The organism is Neobacillus sp. DY30, from assembly GCF_030123065.1.
Taxonomy (GTDB): domain Bacteria; phylum Bacillota; class Bacilli; order Bacillales; family Cytobacillaceae; genus Neobacillus.
Window position 1 is genome coordinate 1703478 of record NZ_CP126093.1, and the last position, 26261, is coordinate 1729738.

28 protein-coding genes are annotated in these 26261 nt (G+C 36.8%); 20 read left to right on the plus strand and 8 right to left on the minus strand.

The genetic code is table 11. From position 1 onward, the window contains the following. Positions 1-177: 177 nt before the first annotated feature. Entirely contained in the window at positions 178-612 is a 435-nt protein-coding gene (locus tag QNH29_RS08390) for a DUF1885 family protein (protein WP_283865563.1), read from the minus strand. Positions 613-886: 274 nt separating this feature from the next. Between QNH29_RS08390 and QNH29_RS08395 the strand changes: the two genes are divergently transcribed. Further along, on the plus strand, positions 887-1006 hold the full coding sequence (locus QNH29_RS08395; protein WP_283864352.1) for a GapA-binding peptide SR1P: 120 nt from the start codon (positions 887-889) through the stop codon (positions 1004-1006). 51 nt (positions 1007-1057) lie between these two features. Here the strand turns inward: QNH29_RS08395 and QNH29_RS08400 are convergent, their stop codons facing one another. Beyond that, positions 1058-2530: an aminotransferase class I/II-fold pyridoxal phosphate-dependent enzyme gene (locus QNH29_RS08400; protein WP_283864353.1), complete on the minus strand. Its 1473-nt coding sequence runs from the start codon at positions 2528-2530 to the stop codon at positions 1058-1060. Positions 2531-2735: 205 nt separating this feature from the next. On the opposite strand from QNH29_RS08400, the gene QNH29_RS08405 reads away from it, so the two are divergent. Further along, the gene (locus QNH29_RS08405; protein WP_283864354.1) at positions 2736-3695 is read left to right on the plus strand and encodes an NAD(P)H-dependent flavin oxidoreductase; all 960 of its coding nucleotides are present in this window, start codon (positions 2736-2738) and stop codon (positions 3693-3695) included. Positions 3696-3738: 43 nt separating this feature from the next. After that, positions 3739-4011, plus strand: a complete 273-nt coding sequence (locus tag QNH29_RS08410; protein ID WP_283864355.1) for a UPF0223 family protein — start codon at positions 3739-3741, stop codon at positions 4009-4011. A 34-nt stretch (positions 4012-4045) separates the two neighbouring features. Here the strand turns inward: QNH29_RS08410 and QNH29_RS08415 are convergent, their stop codons facing one another. After that, positions 4046-4678 (minus strand): YktB family protein, encoded by a 633-nt coding sequence (locus QNH29_RS08415; RefSeq protein WP_283864356.1) that lies wholly within the window; start codon positions 4676-4678, stop codon positions 4046-4048. Positions 4679-4855: 177 nt separating this feature from the next. Here QNH29_RS08415 and QNH29_RS08420 point away from each other — a divergent pair, with 177 nt between their 5' ends. Together QNH29_RS08420 and QNH29_RS08425 are read left to right on the plus strand one after the other, a co-directional pair. Then, a complete protein-coding gene (locus QNH29_RS08420) occupies positions 4856-5050 on the plus strand; it encodes a hypothetical protein (RefSeq protein WP_283864357.1) in 195 nt (64 codons plus the stop codon). Positions 5051-5256: 206 nt separating this feature from the next. Continuing rightward, the gene (locus tag QNH29_RS08425) at positions 5257-6054 is read left to right on the plus strand and encodes an inositol monophosphatase family protein (RefSeq protein ID WP_283864358.1); all 798 of its coding nucleotides are present in this window, start codon (positions 5257-5259) and stop codon (positions 6052-6054) included. 26 nt (positions 6055-6080) lie between these two features. On the opposite strand, the gene QNH29_RS08430 is transcribed toward QNH29_RS08425, so the two are convergent. Next, the gene (locus QNH29_RS08430) at positions 6081-6266 is read right to left on the minus strand and encodes a YlaF family protein (protein WP_283864359.1); all 186 of its coding nucleotides are present in this window, start codon (positions 6264-6266) and stop codon (positions 6081-6083) included. Positions 6267-6633: 367 nt separating this feature from the next. On the opposite strand from QNH29_RS08430, the gene typA reads away from it, so the two are divergent. From typA to QNH29_RS08445, 3 genes are read left to right on the plus strand one after another with little or no spacing between them, the layout of a single operon-like run. Further along, positions 6634-8472: a translational GTPase TypA gene (gene typA, locus QNH29_RS08435; protein WP_283864360.1), complete on the plus strand. Its 1839-nt coding sequence runs from the start codon at positions 6634-6636 to the stop codon at positions 8470-8472. Between the two features lie 23 nt (positions 8473-8495). Then, positions 8496-8810 (plus strand): YlaH-like family protein, encoded by a 315-nt coding sequence (locus tag QNH29_RS08440; RefSeq protein WP_283864361.1) that lies wholly within the window; start codon positions 8496-8498, stop codon positions 8808-8810. Between the two features lie 14 nt (positions 8811-8824). After that, positions 8825-9118, plus strand: a complete 294-nt coding sequence (locus tag QNH29_RS08445) for a hypothetical protein (protein ID WP_283864362.1) — start codon at positions 8825-8827, stop codon at positions 9116-9118. Positions 9119-9151: 33 nt separating this feature from the next. Here the strand turns inward: QNH29_RS08445 and QNH29_RS08450 are convergent, their stop codons facing one another. Then, on the minus strand, positions 9152-9352 hold the full coding sequence (locus tag QNH29_RS08450; RefSeq protein ID WP_081954315.1) for a YlaI family protein: 201 nt from the start codon (positions 9350-9352) through the stop codon (positions 9152-9154). Between the two features lie 169 nt (positions 9353-9521). Here QNH29_RS08450 and QNH29_RS08455 point away from each other — a divergent pair, with 169 nt between their 5' ends. Continuing rightward, on the plus strand, positions 9522-9977 hold the full coding sequence (locus QNH29_RS08455; protein ID WP_283864363.1) for a pyridoxamine 5'-phosphate oxidase family protein: 456 nt from the start codon (positions 9522-9524) through the stop codon (positions 9975-9977). An 18-nt stretch (positions 9978-9995) separates the two neighbouring features. On the opposite strand, the gene QNH29_RS08460 is transcribed toward QNH29_RS08455, so the two are convergent. Beyond that, the gene (locus QNH29_RS08460) at positions 9996-10583 is read right to left on the minus strand and encodes a YhcN/YlaJ family sporulation lipoprotein (protein WP_283864364.1); all 588 of its coding nucleotides are present in this window, start codon (positions 10581-10583) and stop codon (positions 9996-9998) included. Between the two features lie 199 nt (positions 10584-10782). Here QNH29_RS08460 and QNH29_RS08465 point away from each other — a divergent pair, with 199 nt between their 5' ends. Next, a complete protein-coding gene (locus QNH29_RS08465; protein ID WP_283864365.1) occupies positions 10783-12111 on the plus strand; it encodes a PhoH family protein in 1329 nt (442 codons plus the stop codon). A 60-nt stretch (positions 12112-12171) separates the two neighbouring features. Here the strand turns inward: QNH29_RS08465 and QNH29_RS08470 are convergent, their stop codons facing one another. Continuing rightward, the gene (locus QNH29_RS08470; protein WP_283864366.1) at positions 12172-12669 is read right to left on the minus strand and encodes a peptidyl-prolyl cis-trans isomerase; all 498 of its coding nucleotides are present in this window, start codon (positions 12667-12669) and stop codon (positions 12172-12174) included. Positions 12670-12840: 171 nt separating this feature from the next. On the opposite strand from QNH29_RS08470, the gene QNH29_RS08475 reads away from it, so the two are divergent. The 3 genes from QNH29_RS08475 (at position 12841) to pyc (ending at position 18001) form a co-directional block, all read left to right on the plus strand. After that, complete coding sequence (locus QNH29_RS08475; protein ID WP_063251657.1) at positions 12841-13122, plus strand: Fpa/YlaN family protein; 282 nt, start codon at positions 12841-12843, stop codon at positions 13120-13122. Positions 13123-13295: 173 nt separating this feature from the next. Further along, positions 13296-14495, plus strand: coding sequence for an FtsW/RodA/SpoVE family cell cycle protein (locus QNH29_RS08480; RefSeq protein WP_283864367.1), 1200 nt, complete (start codon positions 13296-13298; stop codon positions 14493-14495). Between the two features lie 62 nt (positions 14496-14557). Further along, the gene (gene pyc / locus QNH29_RS08485) at positions 14558-18001 is read left to right on the plus strand and encodes a pyruvate carboxylase (RefSeq protein ID WP_283864368.1); all 3444 of its coding nucleotides are present in this window, start codon (positions 14558-14560) and stop codon (positions 17999-18001) included. Positions 18002-18041: 40 nt separating this feature from the next. Here the strand turns inward: pyc and QNH29_RS08490 are convergent, their stop codons facing one another. Continuing rightward, positions 18042-18953: a COX15/CtaA family protein gene (locus tag QNH29_RS08490; RefSeq protein ID WP_283864369.1), complete on the minus strand. Its 912-nt coding sequence runs from the start codon at positions 18951-18953 to the stop codon at positions 18042-18044. Between the two features lie 587 nt (positions 18954-19540). On the opposite strand from QNH29_RS08490, the gene cyoE reads away from it, so the two are divergent. The 7 genes from cyoE (at position 19541) to QNH29_RS08525 (ending at position 26187) form a co-directional block, all read left to right on the plus strand. Then, entirely contained in the window at positions 19541-20479 is a 939-nt protein-coding gene (gene cyoE / locus QNH29_RS08495) for a heme o synthase (RefSeq protein ID WP_283864370.1), read from the plus strand. 187 nt (positions 20480-20666) lie between these two features. Next, on the plus strand, positions 20667-21725 hold the full coding sequence (gene coxB / locus QNH29_RS08500; protein WP_283865564.1) for a cytochrome c oxidase subunit II: 1059 nt from the start codon (positions 20667-20669) through the stop codon (positions 21723-21725). A gap of 32 nt (positions 21726-21757) precedes the next feature. Then, a complete protein-coding gene (ctaD, locus tag QNH29_RS08505; RefSeq protein ID WP_283864371.1) occupies positions 21758-23632 on the plus strand; it encodes a cytochrome c oxidase subunit I in 1875 nt (624 codons plus the stop codon). Beyond that, positions 23632-24258, plus strand: coding sequence for a cytochrome c oxidase subunit 3 (locus QNH29_RS08510; protein WP_283864372.1), 627 nt, complete (start codon positions 23632-23634; stop codon positions 24256-24258). Before ctaD ends, QNH29_RS08510 begins: the two co-directional genes overlap by 1 nt. A 4-nt stretch (positions 24259-24262) precedes the next feature. Further along, positions 24263-24598, plus strand: coding sequence for a cytochrome c oxidase subunit IVB (gene ctaF / locus QNH29_RS08515; protein WP_283864373.1), 336 nt, complete (start codon positions 24263-24265; stop codon positions 24596-24598). Positions 24599-24722: 124 nt separating this feature from the next. Further along, the gene (gene ctaG / locus QNH29_RS08520) at positions 24723-25628 is read left to right on the plus strand and encodes a cytochrome c oxidase assembly factor CtaG (protein ID WP_283864374.1); all 906 of its coding nucleotides are present in this window, start codon (positions 24723-24725) and stop codon (positions 25626-25628) included. Positions 25629-25722: 94 nt separating this feature from the next. Continuing rightward, on the plus strand, positions 25723-26187 hold the full coding sequence (locus tag QNH29_RS08525) for a DUF420 domain-containing protein (RefSeq protein ID WP_283864375.1): 465 nt from the start codon (positions 25723-25725) through the stop codon (positions 26185-26187). Positions 26188-26261: the final 74 nt, after the last annotated feature.

Below are 26261 nucleotides of genomic sequence, written 5' to 3' on the forward strand. Positions count from 1 at the left end.
GTTATAATGTTTTTTGTATTCTTTTATTTGGCTTTTGTGCTCTGCAATAGAGTGACACAATCAACTGCAAAAACTCTTTTTATAACTTCTTTAAGCCTCATGATATATTCTTCGATTCATTATACACTTGCATTACTAACTCATTAAAAAAACTCCCTTAACGGGAGTAGAGTAGTTTTACTTTCGTGGATAATAATACATGATTCGTCCGTTAAAAAGGTGTAATTCGCCTTGTAATTTTTTTGCTAAGAATTTACAAAATTCATTTGCTTTGCCTTTATCACCGAATGTAGACAGCTCTGGAAGAGTGACTTGTATGTATGTTTGAATTCTTTCGGTACCATCTTCATCACGAACCATTTCTTGGTCAATACCAAATAAAATAGCATAATATCGTTCATTTGAGGATTGTAAATAAAACCATTTCCCTTTACCTTCGCTTTTTTCTTTTATTTCGTAAGGAAAAGCAGAGTCGCCATATTCCCAATCAACTTGATTCCCTGTTTTGCTGGTAATATTTTTATAATAAAATAAGAGATCCTTTACTTCTTCTACCGTAATTGTTTGTTGCGCAGATGAAGGCACTAGTTTAATAAATGCATTTTCAGCCATCATCATCCCCCCTAGTCCCATTGATATCTCCTTTATTCTAGCATTGTAAAAACCAAGATGACAAGAATTACTCCCATAAATGTCCCGTTTGTTACCCATAAACTAAAGGGAGATAAAAAAGCCTGACAGAAAATCTCATTATGTCAAAAAATATTTAAATGTGACATACAATTTAGGCTTGAAAAATTAAATGTGTTATATTATTATTAAATTATCAACAATAAAACGTTTCCAAATTAGTGTACATTTCATAATGAAAAGGGGATTGAAAAAGATGGGTACAATCGTTTGCCAAACTTGCGACTCAACAATTGATCATTTTGAAGATGAAAAAGTAACAGTTCTCTATTCTAAATGTAATTGTTGCGATCATCATTCCGAAGAAGAAAGATAAAATAACTTTTCTAAAAATAAAAACAGGATTCCGATGCGGAATCCTGTATTTTTATTTTATAGCCTTATATTCTTTAATAACCCGTATGGTTTTTATTTCCTCGTCTTCAGGTCCCTGAACAGGCAGTCCAGCCTCTAGGTTTTCACGAATATAATGTAGATTCTCTTTAGTGATAATTTCGCCAGGAATGAAAATTGGAATCCCTGGTGGATAGACCATAATAAATTCTGCAATGATCCTTCCTTCTGATTCCTCGAATGGTATCACCTCTGTATCCGCATAAAAGGCGTCTCTTGGTGTTAATGCAAGAACAGGAATGTCCGGAAGAAGTACCGGCTTAGGTTCGGGCTTTTCCTGCCTATGTTCTTGCTCGTCCGCAAGCTCTTTTAGCGCTTTTACTAACATATCGGCTTCATAATCAGTATCACCTAGTGTAACGATACACAGAATATTGTATAGGTCAGACATTTCTACTTCAATATTATGTCTCTCTCTTAACCACATTTCAACTTCATAACCTGTTAAGCCTAATTCTTTAACAGAGATGATTAATTTTGTTGGATCATAATCGAAGGTTGCTTTGGATCCTAAAATTTCTTCCCCAATACAATGTAAATGGTCAATTTCATTTATCCTTTTTCGGATGGTTTGGGCAAGACCGATTGTTCTATCAATTAATTCTTTCCCCTTGGTTGCTAATTGCTTACGAGCAACATCTAGAGAAGCAAGTAATAAATAGGAGGTTGAGGTAGTTGTAAGCATACTGAGAATTGCTTGAACGTGCTTAGCAGAAACAAGACCCTCTTTTACATTGAGAATAGAGCTTTGTGTCATCGAACCGCCTAGTTTATGAACGCTTGTTGCTGCCATATCGGCACCAGCCTGCATGGCTGATAGTGGCAATTCATCATGAAAATGAATATGAACGCCATGCGCTTCATCAACAAGAACGGGAACGTTATGAGAATGAGCAATTTCAACAATCTTCTTCAAATCTGCGGATATTCCAAAATATGTTGGATTTATGACTAGGACCGCTTTTGCATCTGGATGCTGTTTCAGCGCTTTTTCAACAGAATCAGTTGTGATACCATGGGATATACCTAAATCCTCATCAATCTCAGGATGGATAAACACAGGAATAGCACCAGAGAAGACAATAGCTGACATTACGGATTTATGCACATTTCGAGGAACAATAATTTTATCCTCTGGCCCACAAACCGCCATAATCATAGCAATAATGGCGCCGCTTGTTCCTTGAACTGAAAAAAAGGTTCTATCTGCACCGAAAGCTTCAGCAGCCAAGTCTTGTGCTTGTTTAATCATTCCTTTCGGCTGGTGCAGGTCATCGAGCGGACCAATATTTATTAGGTCTATTGATAAGGCATTATCACCTATGAAATTACGAAAATCTGGGTCAATTCCAACGCCCTTCTTATGACCAGGAATATGAAATTGAACTGGATTTTTCTTTGCATGTTCTAGTAAACCGCTAAATAACGGTGTTTGGTTTTGAGACAATTTATTTCCACACCTCTTTATATACAAAATGCTTTATTATCAGTACAAAACATATGAATTATAGCACTAATAACATTCTTTGCATAGAATTTTATGTCTTAAATAAACACTTTTTGATGTGTGTGTTATGTTAGTTTCTCAATAAAAGAGGAAAATTAACCTATAAAGAAGAAATATGAAGGTAACATAATTGGGAGGGGTTTCGATGAATTGGCAAACGCGTATTACAGAAATACTTAATATCCAATATCCAATAATACAGGGTGGCCTGGCTTATCTTGCATATTCTGAACTAGCTGCAGCTGTTTCAAATGCGGGTGGACTTGGACAAATTACAGCTATGTCTCTTGAAAGCCCAGCCAAACTTAGGGAAGAAGTGAGAAAGGTAAAAGAGATGACGGAAAAACCATTCGGGGTTAATTACGCAATTGGTCAGCATAATAGACCTTTTAAAGAAATGCTTCAAGTAGCTATTGATGAAGAGGTCCCGGTAGTATCTATGACAGGTGGAAATCCAGCGCCCATTTTTGAACAGTTAAAAGGAACATCGATAAAAAAATTGGTTCTAGTAGCAGCTAGAAGGCAGGCTGAAAAGGCGGAAGAATTAGGTGCCGATGCCGTTATGGTAGTGGGACAAGAAGGCGGCGGCCACCTTGGCAGGGATGATATTGGGACAATGGTATTAATTCCTCAAGTGGTAGATGCCGTTTCTATCCCGGTAATAGCATCTGGTGGAATTGGGGATGGCAGAGGCTTAATGGCTGCTCTTAGCTTAGGGGCTGAGGGAATTGAAATGGGAACTCGTTTTATCGCGACTAAGGAATGTGTACATGCTAATGACCTTTATAAGAAAAGGCTTGTAGAAGGATCAGAAGCTAATACAGTTGTTATCAAACGAACTCTTGGAGCGCCAGCAAGAGCAATTTCGAATACGTGGACAAATAAAATTCTTGAAATTGAGAAAGAATATGGCGATTATGAACAGTTAAAGAATTATATTAGCGGCCAAGCCAACAAACGATATATATATGATGGAGTAGAAGATGAAGGTTTTGCATGGGCAGGACAAGTAATGGGACTTATAAAAGATATCCCAACAGTTGCAGAATTATTTAATCGAATGATAACCGACGCAGAACAAATTCGTGAAAAATGGGCAAAATAAAGGTATTATACATATAGGTAAATTATAATAAGCAGGTGAATGTATGGAATACCAATACCCCATTGATTATCATTGGACAACAGATGAAATTGTTGACGTCATAAAATTTTACGAAGCAATAGAAAGAGCCTATGAAAAAGGAATTGACCGTGACGAATTAATGGCTATATATCGTCGATTCAAGGAGATTGTCCCAAGTAAAGCAGAAGAAAAAACAATCTGTGGCGAATTTGAGGAAATCAGCGGCTATTCTTCCTATAGGACAATAACAAAAGCCAAAAACGCATCACCAGGTGAAAAAATCTCAATGAAATAAGCAAGAAAACTCCGAACTAGGTTCAGGAGTTTTTTTATTTTCTATTAAGAGCAATTTTATATAAAGGCGCTACTGTATTGAAGACTTTTTCCACTTGCTCAAGGAAATCCTCGCTGCTTAAATTCAGTACATCTTCTCGTTTTATTTCAAGTCCGCATAAGATTTCTGCCTTTTTTACATTTTCTAGACGATCAAACATGCCTAGTAAATCCTCTTTTGTTAATTGTCCATGCAGGAATGATTCCGGTTTTGTATGATCTAAAGACCAAACAAACTCTTTAGGTATCTCTTTATAGATTTTACTTATTTTCTTTGTGAATCTGGCAGCAATTTCTTGTTTTTGAGGTGCTTCGTATATAACCGCAAACCATATAAATAAGTGAGTATTCCACAATCCAATTTGAAAATGGGGGAGCATTTTGTAACCTCGGGGGTTATCTGCAAAGGCAACCCATGTATCTTTGGGAGGATTGATTGTCCGTCTCGCATGTTTTGCTACATGCACATGCATTTCATCACCGGTTAAGGCTGTTAAGGTTGGTGCGAAATAATGCCCTAAAAATTCTAGTTTAGGGCGAATCTTTTCTTTTAAAGCTTCCATTCTTGCTTCTAATCCATCTATTTTAAAAACATCGAAATCTTCATTACTAAAGCCTTTAAAGTCCATTTGCTAAACCTCCATTTGAAGACATTTGTCATACATTGTAGCATACTAGCGGAAATTCTTGAAACTAAGTGCTTATATGGGTTAACGCACATATTTGTTGCAACCTTACATGGTGGCTCATATTATATTACTAAAAATAGTCTGAAAAATTAAATAACAATGAAAGGAGAAACTAAAATGAAACAATTAATGAATACTTCACTAAAAAAAATTGGCGAGAAGGAAAGATTAGCTTATTTAAGATTAGAAATGGATTACGAACTGGCAACATTATTTGAAGCCATTGAAGAAAAAAATGAAAAAAAGATGAAGGAATGCAAACAGAAGTTAGAAAAAATCCGCCAAGAGTTAATTAAACTTAAAGCTCTTTGATAATTTGTTTTCAAAGGGGATACCATTTAGAATGAAAATAAAGAATTGCATATTACTATTATAAAACGAACTCTGTGAGGGAAATAGGGAGTTCGTTTATTGTTTTGCCCTTTCTAATAAGGGTTGTTTAAAGTTGAAGGAAGGTCTGAATTTGTTTAAGCTTAGGGTATGTTACATACAACAATTGAAAAAATTGGAGGGAAAATATGGACTGGGAGTACATTGATCTTCATGCAAAACAATGGGTAATGGAAGCCGGAGATAAAATTAGAAATTCTTTTGATAAGACATTAAATATTCAAACCAAATCCAACCCCAACGATTTAGTAACAAATTTAGATAAAGAAATTGAACAGTTCTTCATTAATAAAATCAGAAATACTTTCCCATATCATAAAATATTGGGTGAAGAAGGTTATGGGGATGCAGTAAGTAATCTTGATGGCGTTGTATGGATAATTGACCCGATTGATGGAACAATGAATTTTATCCATCAACAACGCAACTTCGCTATTTCTTTAGGGGTATATGAAAATGGTATAGGGAAAATCGGAATTATTTATGATGTTGCACACGGTGAATTATATCATGCCATTTCTGGTAAGGGTGCATTTATGAACGACATTGAGCTGCCCCCTTTAAATAAAGTGACAGTAAAAGAATCAATTATTGCATTAAATGCAACTTGGTTGTTGGAAAATCATCGGATTGACCATAATCTGCTTATTCCACTAGTTAAAGAGGCAAGGGGAACGAGATCATACGGAACAGCTGCTCTTGAAATGGTGTTTGTGGCAACTGGCAGAGTGGATGCCTATATTTCAATGAGGTTGTCACCTTGGGATGTTGCTGGAGGTACAGTGATAATTGAGGAACTAGGTGGAGTCGTAACCAATATAAGAGGAAATAAGTTGGATTTCCTTTCGAAAGATTCATTGCTTGTGGCTAAGCCAGGTTTGCACCAAACCATCATGAATGATTACCTCAAACAAGGTAAATGGTAAAAAAAGAAGCCCACAAAGGCTTCTTTTTATAATTCACCATTTTCTCTATATTTTGCTTTTGTTTTAAATCCAAAACCCATGACAACAACTAATGCAAGGATACTGCCAATTACCCCTAAGATACTTTCTTCACCAATTGCCACACCTATCCCGATTATACTCGCAGCTGCCAGTATAGCAAAAACAATAAAAATCCATTTAACTTGCTTCATTTTGCTAGTCCCCTTTATTATATAAAAAATAGGCTGTGTTAAAGCTAATTGTTGTTTTAGCACCCTGTTGATTGGAACGGAAGGCACGAAGACTCCTGCGGGAGTACGGGGCTGGTGAGACCCCACAGGCGCTTAAGCGCCGAGGAGGCTCACCGGCACGCCCGCGGAAAGCGAAGTGCCTGGAGTGGAAAGCAACAGGCCGTATAAACAGCCAAAAAATAAAATAGTTTTATGTGATATTTTACATAGCTTTATTCTACATAAAATGCAGTTAGCTTTCCACAATAAATGTGGTATAATACTTTAGTTGTATATGGGAAACTATAAATAGCTAAAATTTTTTGAAATAGAGGCAGGAGTGAATTACTTGAAAATTAGAGAAGATATCCGCAACATAGCGATCATCGCACACGTTGACCACGGGAAAACAACATTGGTTGACCAATTGTTAAAGCAATCTGGGACATTTCGTTCAAACGAGCATGTTGAAGAACGTGCTATGGATTCAAACGATTTAGAAAGGGAACGTGGAATTACGATTCTCGCTAAAAACACAGCGATTCAATATAAAGACACAAGAATTAATATTTTAGATACACCAGGACATGCTGATTTCGGCGGAGAAGTTGAACGGATCATGAAAATGGTGGACGGAGTATTACTAGTTGTGGATGCTTATGAAGGCACAATGCCTCAAACTCGCTTTGTACTTAAAAAAGCATTAGAGCAAAACTTAACTCCAATTGTCGTTGTTAATAAAATTGACCGTGATTTTGCTCGTCCACTAGAAGTAATTGATGAAGTAATTGATTTATTTATTGAACTGGATGCAAATGAAGACCAGCTTGAGTTCCCTGTCATTTTTGCTTCTGCTATAAATGGAACTGCAAGCACAGATCATGAAAAACAAGATGAAAACATGCAATGCTTGTATGATGCGATTGTTGAACATATCCCAGCACCAATTGATAATCGTGAGGAGCCATTACAATTCCAAGTTGCGCTTCTTGACTATAATGATTATGTTGGAAGAATTGGAATTGGCCGTGTATTCCGCGGTACAATGAAAGTTGGACAACAGGTTGCATTAATGAAAATAGACGGTTCCGTTAAACAGTTCCGTGTAACGAAAATTTTTGGTTTCTTTGGCTTAAAGCGTCAGGAAATTCAAGAAGCAGTAGCAGGTGACTTAATTGCAGTATCTGGTATGGAAGATATCAATGTTGGTGAAACAGTTTGTCCAATCGAGCACCAAGATGCATTACCAATTTTAAGAATTGATGAACCAACATTACAAATGACGTTTGTTGTTAACAACAGCCCATTTGCAGGAAGAGAAGGTAAGTATCTAACTTCTAGAAAGATTGAAGAGAGACTTCTTGCTCAATTGCAAACGGATGTAAGCTTACGTGTTGAAAATACAGATTCTCCAGATGCATGGATCGTATCAGGCCGTGGTGAGCTGCATTTATCTATCTTAATTGAAAACATGCGCCGTGAAGGGTATGAGCTTCAAGTTTCAAAACCTGAAGTTATTGTCAAAGAAATTGATGGTGTTCGCTGTGAACCGATTGAAAGAGTGCAAATTGATGTACCTGAAGAGCATACAGGTTCTGTAATGGAATCAATAGGTGCACGCAAAGGCGAAATGATTGATATGATAAATAATGGTTCTGGTCAAGTACGATTAATTTTTAACGTACCAGCACGTGGTTTAATTGGTTATACAACTGAGTTTTTAACCATGACTCGCGGTTATGGAATCATCAATCATACGTTTGACAGCTATCAGCCAATGGTTCAAGGACAGGTTGGAGGAAGACGTCAAGGTGTTCTAGTTTCTATGGAGTCAGGAAAAGCTTCAACATATGGTATCATGCAAGTAGAAGATCGTGGTACAATCTTTGTTGAACCAGGCACTGAAATTTACGAGGGTATGATTGTTGGCGAACACACGCGAGAAAATGACCTAACGGTTAATATTACCAAAGTAAAACAGGCGACAAATATCCGTTCAGCTAACAAAGATCAAACATCTGTCATTAAAAAACCAAGAATCATGACATTAGAAGAATCATTAGAATACCTAAATGAAGACGAATATTGCGAAGTTACACCAGAATCAATTCGTTTGCGTAAGAAAATTCTTGATAAAAATGAACGTGAAAAAATGGCTAAAAAGAAAAAATACGCAGAATTAAGCTAATATCCTTCGGGGGAGGTTTTACTGTGAATGTAGCGGATCGGCTTTCTTTTTTTCCAGCGCTTTATAATGTTACAGAAAATCCTAAATTGGGAATGTGGCTTCTTTATATTACAATTGTCGCACTGTCGATCTTGGTTTACAAACTTGGTTTTGCTCAAAAGCTGCCATTAGGAAAATCAATCATGATCTATATTTTTTTAGCAGCAGGTTGTACGATTCTTACGGCGTTAGGAATTTTCCTGCCAATAACAGAAGGCTTAGTGGTTGCAGCCTTAATATTAATCATTTACAAAATTCGCTTGCACCAGTCGAAAAAACAGCAAGTTGAGGCAAAGTAACGGGGGATATTAATATGAGATTGGTTCAGGATGCGCTTTATAATTGGCTCTCAATAAAGGTTGTATGTGACGCTCGTCCTGAGGATACAGCTGCACGAGAAACATTAGATCTATTTGATGAAATAATTAAGGATGAACATCATTTAACCAACATAGAAGTCTCAACGGATGAAGTGATGTATTATGTTTCCTTTATTCACGAAGGTGAAACGAAGAAGACTCGATTTCCTCGTGACCTCATTGAAGTAATGCTCAACCAAATTAACCAAGAGCCAGATAAATATTGTAATTTTCCATTTGAGGATTAAAAAAATTCATGCCGGTTTCGGCATGAATTTTTTTTACCAATCATCTTTCTCAGACTGTGCACGGTAAAATCTAAAGTTACCTGTATCAATTCTAGCTTTTGTCTTTTCGGAGATTCTACTGCTGCAGTCTTGACACATATATGTATGGATTGGACGATTTCGAAGACGTTTTGCAATAAAGGACTCATCTTCAATCGATTCAATTTTGTCACAAATCACGCATTTAACTCTCATCATACACCTCAAGTCTCTAGTCTTCCTTTGTTTATACTATAGTATAGCACGCAAATATCATGACTAGTAAATCATTCTGGTTAAGTTGCTGAAAAAAACAGATAATAGTACTATGAGAATGTCTGTTTTTTACCATAGAGTAAGGATATGAATGAAGGGGATGTAAAAAATGCCAAATCAAGTAGAACCAAAACTCATAAAGCCATTATATGATGAATTGCAAAAGGAAAGGTTTGTAACATTGGCAACAGTCGATTATGAAACTGGTGGTCCTAATGTTAGCGCGATATCTTGGATTTTAGCTAAAAATGATACAACAATCTATTTTGCTATAGATAATAAATCAAGAATAATACAGAACATTACACAAAATAACAAAGTAGTTATTAATTTAATTGCGAATGAATCTACATATTCCATACAAGGTGTAGCTGCCATAAAAGAAGAGAGGCTGCAGGAAGTACCTTTAAAGCTAGCCTTAATTGAAGTAAGGATTCACGATGTTAGAGACGTTATGTTCTATGGCTCTAAAATTGTCACTGAGCCGCAGTATGACAAAACGTATGATAAAAATGCAGCTGCTAAACTAGATAAGCAGGTAATGGAGGCAATGAAAAAGGCTTAGTCTCACGACTAAGCTTTTTTACTTATAATGATTAGATTGATCTTCCTGATCTTTTTCTAACTCCCTTTTTTCATTATCTTGCAGCTTTTTCTTTGGTTCCTCAGGCGCGTTTCTAGGATTAGGGTCTATTATATCCCCAGGAATTTCAGGCATTAACCTGCCCGCAACGTCGGCTAGTTCTTCCATTATACCTTGGATGGGTCTCCCTTTTTCAATATCTGCTGCAATCTCTTTCAGACGTTGATTGGTATCTGCATCAGCTACAACAATTGCACGTGCACCATAAGGATCTTCTTTTAGACTTTCAGCCACGGAATACTTTATTAACCCCACTTGAGAACGTTCAATTTTCGAATTTACATCAATGCCAACGATTGCGTACCTGCCAATAACAACAGCAGTTGCATCATGAACATTAGGAATACTAGTAGCAAGCTCGACTAATCGTTTGGAGACCTCCTGACCTGTTTTCCTGTCTACATTTTCAATATTGCTGTTCTTGACATTAACTAATGATTGCTTCTCATTATTTTGAGCATTGTTAGTGTTGTTGTTACAAGCAGACAAGATTAATAATAAACAACTAAGCATTAAAACCTTTTTCATTTAAAATATCCACCTCCACATAGAGTTGTATAAATGATTCAGCATGAATACACAAGTTTTGTTTACCAAACTTACATTTATTGTGCGGAAATCCTTCTATCTTTATTCGAACAAACATATATTTTACCAAAGTCCTATCTAGCAAACGGTTTGTTTGAATCATGAACAAGCCACAACTAGAAAAAGTGGAGGCGTCGCTTTGAGTAAAATATACGTGTTAGATACAAACGTCTTATTACAAGACCCGTATTCCATCTTCTCATTCGAAGATAATGAAGTAGTTATTCCTGCAGTTGTCCTTGAAGAAGTGGACTCAAAGAAAAGATACATGGATGAAATTGGTAGAAATGCTCGCCATGTATCAAGATTAATTGATGAAATGCGAGCAGCGGGGAAGCTTCATGAAAAAATCCCACTTGAAAATGGCGGTACCATTAGAATTGAACTTAACCATCGTGCATTTCATGAATTACAGGAAATTTTTGTTGAAAAAACAAATGACAATCGAATCCTTGCTGTAGCAAAAAATTTATCGACAGAAGAACAGCAAAAGGAAGATGGAAAACCCGTGATCCTTGTAAGCAAGGACGCCCTAGTCAGGGTGAAAGCTGACGCAATTGGGTTATTAGCAGAGGATTTTTTGAGTGACAGGGTAGTCGAAATCGACCATATTTATACTGGATACTTAGAAGTTTATTTATCCGGAGAGTTAATGGGTACGTTTTATGAAAAAGGGGAGTTACCTTTATCAGAGATAGGTAAATATTCATACTACCCTAACCAATTCTTAATCATGAAAGATGCGCTGGGCGGATCTGCTTCAGCTCTAGGGATAGTTGATAAAACAAAGCAAAAGGTAAAGAAACTTGCAATTAATCAAGAACATGTATGGGGAATACATCCAAGAAATGTTCAGCAGACAATGGCAATTGAGTTATTACTTCGAAAAGATATACCGCTAATAACATTAATCGGTAAAGCAGGAACTGGAAAAACGCTTTTAGCTCTAGCATCAGGATTAATGCAAACGGAGGATTTTAGGGAGTTTAAAAAATTATTAGTAGCTAGACCGATTGTACCAGTTGGAAAGGATTTAGGGTATTTACCAGGAGAAAAACAAGAAAAACTAAGACCTTGGATGCAGCCAATATTTGATAATTTGGAATACCTATTTAATACAAAGAAACCTGGTGAATTAGATGCCATACTCGCGGGGATGGGATCAATAGAGGTAGAGGCTTTAACCTATATAAGAGGAAGAAGTCTGCCAAAACAATTTATTATCATTGACGAAGCACAAAATTTGACCAAACATGAAGTAAAGACAATATTAACACGTGTAGGTGAGGGAAGTAAAATTGTCTTAATGGGTGATCCAGAGCAAATCGACCATCCATATCTTGACGCCTACAATAATGGGTTAACCTATGTCGTCGAGCGTTTTAAAGATCAAGTTATATCTGGACATGTTAAATTACTAAAAGGAGAGCGATCTGGATTAGCAAGGCTGGCAGCAGATTTGCTGTAAACCGTATAGGAAAATAAAGAGAAAATTTGAAGCGGGTACCGAATTGGCACCCGTTGTTTATCATTTGATAATAATCTCCCTGACGTTTTTAATTGGGTTATGCCGATTAGATCCATCACCGAAATAAACGTGGACAGGTCCATCTTCTTTAAGTGGTTTCCCAGATTTTGAAAACCCTAAGACTAGCTTCATTGCCTTATCTAGAGAAATTTCGTGTTCTGATGTTATTGTTTTTATCACTAGTCCAGTTGCATTTTCATTTGGCTCTGCATTCTTTAAAAAAGGTTGAAATGGGATTCCGAAACTACCCGTTAATACCTTTTCTTTCTCATATTTCTTTTCTGTTTTTAAGGTTGGCGGATAGACTGCGCCTTCCATAATCTCACGGTCCCAGTGTTTCGAAACAGCTTTGGTATATTCCTCAAGGTCGTTAGAGGGGGTTGAGGCGGTTGAAAAGTAAGTAGTCAAATCAACTTTTCGATCATCAAATATCCAAACAGTGGGCTCGAGAGTAATAGTATACTTGACATTTCCGGACAGTAAAATTATGTTTTCCATCTTTCATTCCTCCCGTTTATTCTATTAAAGTATACCTTGAAATAGAGTGAATGTCATATAAGTTATGTGATGGAACAAAGAACTAAGCAGTTATTGTTCTTGCATTTTTCTGTGGTAAAAGGTAAAATTTATAGATAAGTTGGGTTATCGCTCTGAATGGGGGGATCAATGTTGGCGTCTGAAATGATTGTGAATCATCAGGAAAAAGCCTATGCCTTGTTACAGGCAGACGCTGAAAAAATATTAAAGCTTATTAAAGTGCAAATGGAAAATCTCACGATGCCTCAATGCCCACTTTATGAAGAGGTATTGGATACGCAAATGTTTGGATTATCTAGAGAGATAGAATTTGCGGTTAGATTAGGCTTAATTGAAGTCAAAGATGGTAAGGCGATACTAGATAAATTAGAAAGAGAATTATCTGCGCTTCATGAAGCATCCATTAGAAAATAGCTAAAAAAACTCAAACAATGATGACGTGTTGTTTGAGTTTTTTATTAACTTTTACTATTTTCAGAATATTCCTAAACGAAATATTGGAGATATGTAACTTTTCCTCAACCCATCCGTTTCATTTTCTATTATAATAGCAATAACGACAATTTTAAAAACGAGGAAGTTATAAGATGTTTAAAAAAATACTGAAATCCTATGATTATTCATTAATCATTGCGATCGTTCTCTTATCATTATTCGGACTTGTGATGGTTTATAGCTCTAGTATTGCGTCGGCGGTGCAACGATACCACGTTTCGAGTGATTATTTTTATCAAAAACAAAAGATATATTTAATTGTTTCGGGATTGGTCTTTATAATTATTGCATTATTTCCCTATAAAATTATGAAAAGTACAAAGTTTTTACTCCCAATGGTGAGTTTATCGATTTTGGGACTTTTAGGTCTATTTGTATTTGGACAAGTTAGAGGAAATGCACAAAGTTGGTATGACATTGGTTTTATTAGTATTCAGCCGGCTGAATTTGTAAAAATATCTCTTATAATATATCTTTCAGCCGTTTACGCGAAGAAGCAGGCATACATTAATAAATTCAATCATGGTGTACTACCCCCATTAGCATACTTAGTAATTGTGCTTGGATTGATAGCTTTTCAACCAGACTTTGGAACTGCGCTGATTATTGGTCTAATTGCAGGAACCATCATTCTTTCCTCAGGAATGAATATTAAAAATATAACTAAATTAATCTTGCTGGGTGTGATTCTCATATCACCAGTCTTTTTAGTACTGCAGGATGAAATTTTTTCTGAAAAACGTTTACAACGTTTTGAAGTTTTAAGTAATCCATTCGAGGATGAACTCAATTCCGGTTTTCATCTAGCGAACTCGTATATTGCAATTGGGTCTGGCGGCGTGAATGGTCTTGGATTAGGAAAGAGTGTCCAGAAGTTAGGGTATCTGCCGGAATCACATACTGACTTTATTATGGCAGTCATTGCAGAAGAGTTAGGAGTGTGGGGCGTTAGTTTTGTCATCCTTACAATCGGTTATATTGTGTTGCGGGGGATCTATCTTGGCATACGATGTAATGATCCATTTGGCAGTTTATTAGCAATTGGGATATCGAGCATGATTGGTATACAATCTTTTATCAATCTGGCAGGAATTTCGGGAATTATTCCTTTGACTGGTGTACCTTTACCATTTGTAAGCTATGGCGGATCTTCACTTCTACAATTAGCATTGGCATCTGGTATTTTAGTTAATGTTTCTATGTTTGTTAAATATGAAAATAAATATAAACAAAAGCACCAAGAAAAAAATAATAACCATCAAGATGGAAACGTATACCAATTTCGAACCTAGCGCGGGGAAAATTGCATCCCTGCGCTTTTATATAAATAGAAGTAAAGAAAGAGGTGCTTAAGGTGACAAGACAAATTAACAAAGTGTTAGTCGCAAACAGAGGAGAAATTGCCATTCGTGTTTTTCGGGCATGTACTGAATTAAATATTCAAACAGTAGCCATTTATTCCCGAGAAGATACAGGGTCATACCATCGATATAAGGCGGATGAGGCCTATTTAGTTGGCGAAGGAAAGAAACCGATTGACGCCTATTTAGACATTGATGGAATCATCGAAATTGCCAAATTCAGCGGTGCAAATGCAATACATCCAGGTTATGGTTTTTTATCTGAGAACATTCATTTTGCCAGACGATGTGAAGAAGAAGGAATCATTTTTATCGGACCAACATCCACCCATCTTGATATGTTTGGTGATAAGGTTAAGGCAAGAAGGCAGGCAGAATTGGCTGGTATACCAGTAATCCCTGGCAGTGATGGACCAGTCAAAGGAATTGAAGAAGTTCAGGAGTTTACGTCCCATCATGATTTTCCAATTATTATTAAAGCAGCCCTTGGCGGCGGCGGACGTGGGATGCGTATTGTAAGAAATCATGAAGAAATGCAAGAAGCATTTGATCGAGCTAAATCAGAAGCTAAGGCAGCTTTTGGCAGTGACGAAGTTTATGTGGAAAAATTAATCGAAAAACCAAAACATATAGAGGTTCAAATATTCGGGGATAAAAATGGTAACATCGTCCACTTATATGATCGTGATTGTTCGGTACAGCGCCGTCATCAAAAGGTTGTGGAAGTAGCTCCAAGTGTATCGATATCTGATTCATTGCGTGAGAAAATATGTGCCGCAGCGGTTAAGTTAATGAAGAATGTTGCTTACATAAACGCGGGAACGGTTGAATTTCTTGTTTCGGAACAGGACTTTTATTTCATAGAAGTTAATCCGAGGATACAGGTTGAGCATACCGTAACAGAAATGGTTACCGGCATTGATATTGTTCATACACAAATATTAGTTGCTGAAGGGCAAGATTTACACAGTCCAATTGTTGGTATACCTCCACAAGAGAAGATTGTACTTAATGGTTTTGCTATTCAGTCTCGTGTTACAACAGAAGACCCGCTAAATAATTTTATGCCCGATACTGGAAAGATAATGGCTTATCGTTCTGGAGGAGGCTTCGGTGTTCGACTTGACGCAGGAAATGGATTTCAAGGTGCAGTCATCACTCCCTATTATGATTCATTACTTGTGAAACTTTCTACATGGGCATTAACCTTTGAACAAGCAGCGTCAAAAATGGTTCGAAATTTAAGAGAGTTTAGAATTCGTGGAATCAAAACCAACATTCCATTTCTTGAGAATGTAGTTAGACATGAGAAGTTCAGAAGAGGGGAATACGATACATCATTTATTGATTCAACTCCTGAGTTATTCGTGTTTCCAGTTAGTAAGGACCGTGGAACCAAAATGCTTTCGTATATTGGAAACGTGACGGTGAATGGTTTCCCTGGTATTGAAAAAAAGAAAAGACCTGTTTTTTCTAAACCACGCATTCCTAAATTAAAATATGATTTTCCTTACCAGAATGGGTCGAAACAAATACTGGACCAAAATGGTGCTGACGGACTTGTCCAATGGATAAAAGCTCAAAAAAAGGTATTGCTAACCGACACCACCTACCGGGATGCACACCAGTCGTTATTAGCAACCAGGGTAAGAACAACAGACATTTTGCATATTGCTGAACCGACTGCAAAGCTATTACCAAATCTGTTTTCCTTTGAAATGTGGGGAGGAGCTACCTTTGATGTAGCCTATCGTTTCTTAAAAGAAGATCCATGGGAAAGATTACAAATACTTAGGGGAAAAATTCCGAATGTTCTGTTTCAAATGTTAATCCGTGGATCCAATGCAGTAGGGTATAAGAATTATCCTGATAACCTAATCCGTGAGTTTGTAAGAAAATCTGCAGAAGAAGGTATTGATGTATTCAGAGTTTTCGATAGTTTAAATTGGGTGCCAGGAATGGAAATTGCAATTGAGGCGGTCCGAGACAGTGGAAAGATTGCAGAAGCAGCGATTTGTTATACTGGTGATATTTTAGACGAAACAAGAGTGAAATATAATTTGAACTATTATAAAACACTTGCAAAAGAGCTTGAGAACCAAGGGGCACATATTTTAGGTATAAAGGATATGGCAGGCTTACTAAAACCGGAAGCAGCCTATCGACTAGTTTCTGAACTAAAAGAGACCATAGATATTCCGATCCACCTTCATACACATGATACAAGCGGGAATGGAATCTACACATATGCACGTGCCATTGATGGTGGAGTAGATATTGTGGATACAGCTTTAAGTACAATGGCAGGGTTAACTTCTCAGCCGAGCGCAAATTCGCTCTATTATGCATTAGAAGGCAAGGAAAGAAGACCAAATGTTAATATTGAGGCACTGGAACAGCTTTCTTATTACTGGGAGGATGTCCGAAAATACTATCATGATTTTGAGAGTGGAATGGTAGCACCTCATTCAGAGGTATATCAGCATGAAATGCCGGGTGGACAATATAGTAATCTTCAGCAACAAGCCAAAGGTGTCGGACTTGGCGAGCAGTGGGATGAAGTTAAGCAAATGTACACCAAAGTTAATAACATGTTTGGGGATATCGTAAAGGTTACCCCATCTTCTAAGGTTGTCGGGGATATGGCACTCTTTATGGTGCAAAATAATCTATCAGAAGCAGATGTCCTTACTAAAGGAGATTCCATTGATTTTCCGGACTCGGTAGTAGAAATGTTCCAAGGATATCTCGGTCAGCCCCATCAAGGATTCCCGCAAAGACTTCAGAATGTCATATTAAAGGGGAAGAAGCCTTTGGAGGTCCGTCCAGGAGAGCTGCTTCCAGAGATAAATTTTACGGACTTAAGGGAAGAGTTAGGGAAGGAGTTAGGACGAAAAATCTCAGATATTGACTTGATTTCCTACGCACTCTATCCAAAGGTGTATAAAGAATATTTAAATACAGTTGAGCAATATGGAAATCTTTCCTTTTTAGATACCCCAACATTCCTATATGGTCTAAGGCTTGGAGAAGAAATTGAGGTAGAAATTGAGACAGGTAAAACCCTTATTGTTAAACTTGTCTCTATTGGTCAGCCGCAGGCAGATGGAACACGAGTGGTCTATTTCGAACTAAATGGTCAGCCGCGTGAGGTTAATATTAAAGATGAAAGTATCAAAGCGTCGGCATTAACTAGAGTAAAAGCAGATCCTAAAAATGAGACTCATATTTCGGCAACTATGCCTGGTACAGTTATAAAGTTATTAGTTGAAAAAGGGGAAAAAGTAGAACGAGGGGATCACCTTCTGATTACGGAAGCAATGAAAATGGAAACAACGGTTCAAGCCCCATATTCAGGAGTAATAAAGGAAATTTATGTAAAAAATGAAGACGCTATTCAAACCGGTGATTTACTGCTCGAACTAGATAAACAATAAAATAAAAAAAGTTGCCAAGATTAAACTGGCAACTTTTTTTTTATTTCGATTGATTCTTTCGTGATCTTGAGAGCAACAAGAGAAAATAACTTAATACACCAAATAAACAAGTAATAAATAGAGCATGCATTAATGCAATGTAGAGATTCAATTGTGTAAAAATAATAACAGCTCCCGATAATACTTGCAGGGAAACTAATGTAAATGCGCTAATCCATCCCCAATAGATGACCTTTTGCTGCCTATATTTTTTTACTGCTAAGTAAGTTACATAGGCTATCCAAATGAATATACCAGCTGCGGCTGCACGGTGACCCATTTGCACCCATTCATAAAGGTTACTTGGTAGGGCTGGACTATCATTGATGCATAATGGCCAATCACGGCAAACCAAGCTCGATTGGGTATGACGGACCAATGCACCTGTATAAATAACAAAGTAGCTATAAATGGTAATAGAGATAATATGAAAGCCCATTCTTTTATCAATAATGAGTTTATCCGCGTCAAACTTTTTGTCAATTTCAAAGATTAATAAAGTAAGCAAAAACACAGCGGCAAAGGAAATGAGTGAGATACCAAAGTGCAGAGCAAGGATAAAATCAGACTGTTCCCAGATTACTGCAGCTGCTCCAATCAATCCTTGTAACAACAAAAAGAAAAACGAAAGAAAAGATAAGAATTTGGTTTCCCTAATGTGCCCAATTACTTTCCAAGACCAAATAGATAAAATAAGTACCAAAAAACCAACAGAACCTGAAACAAGCCTGTGAGCAAGTTCTATCACTAGCTCAGGAGTTATTTCTGTTGGCACGAACTCCCCGTTACATAATGGCCAAGATCTCCCGCACCCCATACCGGACTCCGTTTTTGTGACAAGGGCGCCCCCAAGTAGAACCAATATCATTCCAATAGTAGTTGCCACAGCTAACCACTTTAAAGAACGCTGCAAAAAATCACCTTCTTAAATAAAAGTTTAATCATTTTTATCAAAATTTTGTAAATATAATGATTGGGAATAGGAAGTGATAAAAGTACCTACTTATCATAACGAAAACATAGGAAAAAGAACAGAATTAAAACTGAAATTTTTGCATAACTTTTTTAAAAAATTAACGTAATGGATAACTTTGGATTTTCACTATTATTATAGTGAAAACTATTGCTAGAAAAAGGAGTGTCTGTTAGTAATATAAAGTAGGGTTATTTGAACTTATATATAACAATCTGTAAAATTGGTTTTGTTGTCTATAACACGGAGAAAATATTTAGAAATTCCTAAAAATAGAGTGTATTTTATTATCTAAAGATTCTAATATATAGTATAATGGTTAATAAATATAGGCGGACACAATTTAGACAAAAATTATTCGAAAAAAATTCACAAAAATGTACCAAAGTGTGATTTAATATACAGAGAAAGTGTTCCTTAAATAACAATATTATAAAATAATAATAGCTTATAAATAACTATTATAATTTGGTAAAGTTATCTATCGAGTTTATAATAATAATTAGAACATTTTAGGAGGGGGAAAGATGCCAAACTCAAAGGCATTTGGTGAAGTGACGATCGAGAATAGTTCTACGGCTCTTAATTCACAAATGGAAAAAGCCACAATGTGGAAAGACTTTATGGCACTTATAAAAATTGGGATTGTAAATTCAAATCTTATAACTACTTTTACAGGAATATGGCTTGCACTCCATTTTAGCGGTCAAAGTTTCCTGAATAATTTAGATATCGTTTTATTTACGGTTATAGGTTCCTCCCTCATCATTGCGGGTTCATGCAGTATAAATAATTATATTGATCGTGATATTGACCCGTTAATGGAAAGAACTAAATCAAGACCTACGGTTACTGGGAAAATAGTTCCTTCGAAGGTACTTGGATTGGGTATATTCCTTATTGCTTTAGGTACAATTTTTCTATTGTTTACTACTGTAACTGCAACAGTGATTGGGCTGCTTGGGGTTTTTAGTTATGTTGTCCTGTACTCCATGTGGTCAAAACGGCAATTGGTATCAAATACTATCATAGGCAGTATTTCTGGAGCCGTACCGCCATTAATTGGCTGGGCTGCAGTAGACGGTAACCTTGATATTATTGCTTGGTCATTGTTTATTATTATGTTTATTTGGCAGCCTCCCCATTTTTATGCGCTTGCCATGAGAAGAGTAGAGGAATATCGCGCTGCTGGAATTCCAATGCTTCCGGTGGTTAAAGGATTTAAAACAACGAAGAAACACATCCTAGTATGGGTAGCTGCACTACTGCCAACACCCTTACTACTTACTTCTTTAGGAATCCCATTTCTAATTTTGGCAACCGTGTTAAATATCGGTTGGCTTGTATTAGGGATTTATGGATATAAGATCAAAGATGATATTAAGTGGGCTAAATTAATGTTTGTGTACTCATTGCAATATTTAACTATCATTTTTGTTGCAATGGTCATTGTAACATTGGTTTAGCCAGGATGTTCTTTCTTAATTAAGGGGAGTATAAGTATTCCTAGCTGTTATAAAAAAATTCTGGAGGCATTAATAACCTATATGCCTCCGGTGTTTCTTTAACTTTTAAGAAAGAATGATACTACATACATTTTTGATCACAGATAATTTAAGAAATCATTTAGCGAAAGAGGGGTATGATTTAGCTATGAAAAGGCTTGCAAAATGGCGTTTAATCTCGATATTTGCGATTCTTTCGCTTATCCTTTCAGGATGTGGCGAACCGTTCTTATCAACGTTAAGGCCTGCTGGTGAAGTTGCAGACATTCAATATGATCTGATGAAACTAAGTACATTGATTATGGTAGGGGTTATTGTTGTTGTAATGGTAATCTTCTTTATCGTTATGTTTAAGTTCAGACGTAAAGATGAAAAGATACCTAAACAAGTAGAAGGAAGTCATAAACTAGAAATTATTTGGACTGTTATACCTATTTTATTACTATTGCTTTTAGCGGTTCCAACGGTATCTGCTACATTTAAATTAGCGGATGTATCACCAATGGAGAAGAAAGATTCTGACGCACTGGTTATCAATGTACGCTCCAATTTATATTGGTGGGAATTTGAATATCCTGGACAAGGGATTGTTACTGGTCAAGATTTAGTAGTTCCAACAGATGAAAAGGTATATTTTAATTTAATATCTTCTGATGTTAAGCACTCTTTCTGGGTTCCGTCTGTAGGCGGTAAGCTTGATACCAATACCGAAAATGTTAATAAATTCTGGTTAGAGTTCGATAGCGCGAAGGCAGAAGAAGCTGGGAACCTATTTTATGGTAAATGTGCTGAGCTTTGCGGACCTTCACATGCTCTAATGGACTTTAAGGTAAAAACATTGAGCCGAGATGATTTTGACAGCTGGGTTGCGGATATGAAGGAAGTTAAAGAACCTGCAAAAGCTGAAACAGATTTGGCTCAGCAAGGTCAAGAAATCTTTAATCAGAGCTGTATTAGCTGTCATGCTGTAACACCAGGAAATACAACACCTCCTGAAGCGCGGTTAGCTCCAAATTTAACAAACTTTGGTGAACGTTCTCGTATTGCTGGTGTATTAGACCATAATGAAGAAGAGTTAAAAAATTGGCTGCGCACACCTGAAAAATACAAGCCAGGTAATTTAATGACAGATAAATATCCACAATTAAGTGAAGAACAGCTTGATGCTTTAACGGCATATTTAATGGGATTAAAAGTTCAGGAATAATAGGGGAATTGGAAGAAAGGGAGGTAAAAAGCGTGAGTACCTACGCACAAAAAAAGGGATTTGGTGCGACTTTATGGGACTACTTAACAACTGTTGACCATAAAAAGATCGCCATCCTATATCTTATTGCAGGTGGATTATTCTTTGTACTTGGCGGACTTGAGGCAGTTTTTATCCGCATCCAGCTTGCAGTACCTAACAATGATTTTGTAAGTGCAGGATTATTTAATGAAATTATTACCATGCATGGAACAACAATGATATTCCTTGCAGCAATGCCGCTCGTTTTTGCATTTATGAATGCGGTAATGCCATTACAAATTGGGGCACGTGATGTTGCGTTTCCATTTGTCAACGCTTTAGGGTTTTGGTTATTCTTCTTTGGAGGAATATTTCTAAATCTTTCATGGTTTTTTGACGGAGCACCTGATGCTGGGTGGACTTCATATGCTTCACTCGCAATGGCCTCCAAAGGTCACGGGGTAGATTTCTATGTCCTTGGGTTACAGATATCGGGTCTAGGCACATTAATTGGTGGTATTAACTTCCTAGTAACGATAATAAACATGCGTGCCCCAGGTATGACTTATATGAGGATGCCGTTGTTTACTTGGACGACTTTTGTTACATCAGCACTTATTTTATTTGCATTCCCTCCATTAACGGTTGGTCTAGTCTTAATGATGTTTGACCGTATGTTTGGATCTAATTTCTTTGTTACAACCATGGGTGGTAACACTGTTATCTGGGAGCATTTATTCTGGATTTTCGGACATCCAGAAGTATACATTTTAATTCTGCCTGCTTTCGGGATTTTCTCGGAAATATTCCCGATTTTTTCAAGAAAACGTTTATTTGGATATTCATCAATGGTTTTTGCAACTGTATTAATCGGCTTCTTGGGATTCATGGTTTGGGCACACCACATGTTTACAACAGGTTTAGGACCGGTTGCCAATGCGATTTTCGCAGTTGCAACAATGGCAATTGGTGTTCCAACTGGTATTAAGATTTTTAACTGGCTATTAACGATTTGGGGAGGCAGTGTGAAATTCACTACTCCTATGCATTGGGCCTTGGCATTTATCCCTTCGTTTCTTGCAGGTGGGGTAACTGGAGTAATGCTTGCTGCAGCAGCTGCTGATTATCAGTACCACGATACTTATTTCGTTGTAGCACACTTCCACTATGTTATTGTGGGAGGCGTGGTTTTTGCAATCTTTGCTGGTACCCACCTATATTGGCCAAAAATGTTTGGAACAATGTTAAATGAAACATTAGGAAAGATCACTTTCTGGTTATTCTTTATTGGTTTCCATATGACATTCTTTATCCAGCACTTCTTAGGTTTATGGGGTATGCCTCGCCGTGTATTCACATATCTGCCAGGTCAAGGATTTGAAACATCTAACTTGATTAGTTCTCTAGGTGCAGTATTTATGTCATTAGGTGTACTCGTTCTGCTTTACAATATCACTGTGACGTCTGTGAAAAATGAAAAGGTTGGAAATGACCCATGGGGAGATGGAAGAACGCTTGAGTGGGCAATTCCTTCACCGCCGCCATTCTATAACTTTAAACAGCTTCCACTTGTACGTGGTTTAGATGCTTACTGGTTAGAAAAGATGGAAGGCAAGAAGGGTATGACTCCTGCTGAGCCGCTAGGTGATATCCACATGCCGAATGCTTCATTCCTTCCATTTGTTATTGCTTTCGGATTATTCGTAGCAGCATTTGGCGCGTTGTTTAATATGGATGATAAAGCATGGTCAGTACCAGTAATCATTATTGGTTTATTGATCACTTTTGGAGCAATGTTCTTACGTTCTGTGAAGGATGACCATGGTTTCCATATTCATAAAGAAGAATTAATGGAAGATGATAATGATAAGGGGGTTAAGGCATAATGCACGCAGAAGAAAAATTAACATATGAAACATGGCCTGCTGAGCCTGAAAAATCAACCCTTGAGGCAAAAAATAAATTTTTAGGCTTTTGGTTCTTCTTAGGTGGAGAGACTGTGCTATTTGCTTCGCTCTTTGCTACCTATCTTGCATTAAAAGATAAGGGTCCTGGGGATCATGTATTAGCGAAAGACATATTTGATCTGCCGCTTACATTTGTTGCAACAATGTTGTTATTAACAAGCTCTTTAACAAGTGTTTACGCAATGTATCACATGAAAAACTTTAATGCTAAAAAAATGAACCTTTGGTTAGTGCTGACTCTATTACTAGGGCTTGCCTTCCTTGGTTTAGAGATTTATGAATTCAACCACTATGTGCATGAATACCATCATACCTTTACAAGTAGTGCGTTTGGTTCTGCATTTTACACGTTAGTTGGTTTCCATGGAGCTCACGTTGCATTTGGTCTTTTATGGATCACTACACTAATTGTTCGAAATGCTAAGCGAGGCTTAGACCTTTATAACGCTCCTAAATTTTACGTAGCCAGCCTTTATTGGCATTTCATTGACGTAGTTTGGGTATTCATCTTTACAGTAGTATATTTAATGGGGATGGTGGGATAAACTGATGGCAAATCCACAATTAAATTCAGGTAACCCAAGAGTTGACATTGAATATCGCCGCAAAAAAAGTGCTGAAGAAATGAAACATCAGGTCGTTTCATTCGCCTTGATGATCTTTTTAACATTAATTGCTTTTGCAGCAGTTGCCATGAAAGGATTCTCGGCATGGTTTATCGTGCCGTTCATACTTCTTTTGGCTGTTGTTCAAGTGATCTTTCAGTTATACTATTTCATGCATATGAGCCATAAAGGCCACGAAGCACCTTCAATGTTCCTCTATTCGGGAGTACTGGTTGGCGCTGTAACTATATTGGCTTTCACCACAATTATTTGGTGGTAAATTTTTTAGAAAATCGGCTTTAGGCCGATTTTCTTTTTATAGGGAAATAATTCATTTCTTTGCTTCTTTAATTTGCTTACGTATATAATAGAATTATGATTATACTATTTCGAGGTGATATGCGGTGCTTACATTAGATATTTTTGGCTTTAAAGCACTTTGGAGCCCGTACTTCCTATTAACTTTACTAGCGGTTATAGCTATATATTTTTTAATAACAGTTACATTCCGCAGCAAATTTGTTAATAGTGAACCATTGACTAAAAAACAGGCTGGGTTATTTTTGCTCTCTATGACCCTTATTTATGCAATTAAGGGGTCTCCCTTGGATTTAATGGCTCATTTAATGTTTTACGTCCATATGATTTCAATGGCACTATTAGTTCTCGTGATACCGCCAATCTTTATATTTGGTGTTCCTGTATGGATTTGGAGAAAGCTTTTCAACATAAAATTGGTTCATTCATTATTTAAATTTTTTACAAAGCCTCTCATTGCGTTAATTATATTTAACGGGTTATTTTCTTTTTACCATATTCCAATGATTTTTGACCAGGTTATGCAAAGTTTCTGGTTACATGCCGGTTATTCACTTCTTTTGTTTATCGTTGCGATTTTCATGTGGTGGCCGCTCATTAACCCTGTTCCGGAACATCAAAGGTTAAGTGGTCTTAAGAAAGTGGGATATATCTTTGCGGACGGTATTTTAATTACTCCAGCGTGTGCCTTAATTATTTTCGCTCCTGGTTCCATCTACGCAACCTATTCTGATCCTGAAGTATGGGCTCAGGTGATGAGTCTTTGTGTTGGACCGGCAACATTTGCTGGTTTAGACATTAGCGGCCCAGAATTATTCAGTTCGATGTCATTACTACATGATCAGCAGCTTGGCGGCGTCCTTATGAAAATCATACAGGAAATTGTTTATGGTATTATCTTGGGACATGTTTTCTTTGAATGGTATCGGAAGGATCAAGCAGAAAGTGATAAAGAAGTAAATCAGACTTTAAAGCCCTCTATTATTGAATAATCTCCCATACTATTGGGAGATTTTCTTTTTATTGAAAAAATCGGGTAACTAAACTAAAATTATTGTAGAATATATAAAAAGTGAGGCTCATGCCATGAATTCCCTACCAATTTTACCAACGATTAGTACAAGCTTTATCGTATTAAGTGCGATAACGGTTGCCATTGGCTGGTGGCAAATTAAACAAAGAAAAATTGAGGCACACAAGAAGACAATGTTTACAGCTGCTATATTTGCACTTATATTTTTTATTATTTATGCTTCTAGGACAATCTTTATCGGAAATACAGCCTTTGGCGGTCCAGATAATCTTAAAATTTACTATACTATCTTTTTAATTTTCCATATCTTTTTGGCAACCACTGGAGCTGTTTTTGGTATCGTTACACTCTATACTGGTTATAAAAATAACCTAACGAAACATAGGAAACTTGGCCCGGTGACAAGTGTTATCTGGTTTTTTACAGCCATCACTGGGGTTGCAGTATACTTATTGCTATATGTCTTTTTCCACGGTGGAGAAACAACTTCAGTTATTAAAGCAATTCTAGGATTTTAAAGTGTCTAAAATAGGCACTTTTTTTCTTTTTATAAAGGGAATTTTTACTTTTTAATAGAAATAATGTAGAAGGG